Genomic DNA, 1041 nt, shown 5'->3' on the forward strand with positions numbered 1-1041 from the left:
TGCGACACCATGGCAATCGGCGCAATCCAAGAAGCCAAACGACTCGGTCTGCGCGTTCCGCAAGATTTGTCAGTGGTTGGTTTCGATGATATCAACTTTGCTCAATACTGCGATCCACCGTTAACGACCATTTCTCAACCTCGTTATGAAATTGGCCGCCAAGCGATGCTTATGATGCTTGAACTACTTAAAGGCCATGACGTTCATTCAGGTTCACGCTTACTAGAAACTAAGCTTGTTGTCCGTGGTAGCGCAGCGCCACCGCAACGCGCCTAAGCGTTCGGTAGTCCAACGCGACCTATCATGTAAACTAACAAAAAGCGGTACCCATTGGTGCCGCTTTTTGTCTTCTCTATCTGATACGTAGCTATCAAGATTACATCAATAGGGTGTTTTCTCGACCCGTTCTGGATTACCATATTTGGAAGAATCCTTGATGACCAGAAGTAACCGTGGCAAACAGAGATTATGTGAGACGGGGGCGAGGCGCTCCAAAAAGGTCGACAAAAAAACAACCTCCCAAAAGAAAACCTTGGCGTAGTGGTCTACTTGCAATCTTGCTTGTGGGCGGTTTTGGCTATGGTCTGTATTTATTAAGTAACGATCCAGAACCGAAACCACCCGTGGTTCAACAACCTACCACGACCGTCAGTAAGCCAAAGCCGAAAAAGGATTTGCCACCACCACCTGAAGAGAAGTGGGAATACGTTGAATCTTTACCCAAGCGAGAAGTGGAAGTCGTCGCTAAAGAAATCGAAGTATCTAAAATCCCATACGTAATGCAGTGTGGCGCTTACAAAACCCAAGCGCAGGCCGAAGAGCGAAAGCTGGCTATTGCTTTCCAAGGTCTTTCGAGCAAAATTCGTAAGAAAGAAGGCAGTTCTTGGTACCGTGTTGTACTTGGCCCGTACAAGTTCAAACGCGATGCAGAAAAAGATCGCCACAAGTTGCAACGCGCGAAAATCGAACCGTGCGCAGTCTGGAAAGAAAACTTCTAATCTCACAAAGACCAACCGCATTCGCTGTTGGTCTTTTTTAGTC

At 47.1% G+C, this 1041-nt stretch carries 2 protein-coding genes; both read left to right on the forward strand.

From position 1 onward, the window contains the following. Positions 1-276, forward strand: a 276-nt coding sequence (locus tag R7P67_RS26465; protein WP_318086537.1) for a substrate-binding domain-containing protein, incomplete at its 5' end; no start/stop codon positions are given. Positions 277-452: 176 nt separating this feature from the next. Then, the gene (gene ftsN, locus R7P67_RS26470) at positions 453-998 is read left to right on the forward strand and encodes a cell division protein FtsN (protein ID WP_318086538.1); all 546 of its coding nucleotides are present in this window, start codon (positions 453-455) and stop codon (positions 996-998) included. Positions 999-1041 lie beyond the last annotated feature (43 nt).

The sequence above is a fragment of the Vibrio sp. Vb0937 genome, from assembly GCF_033338855.1.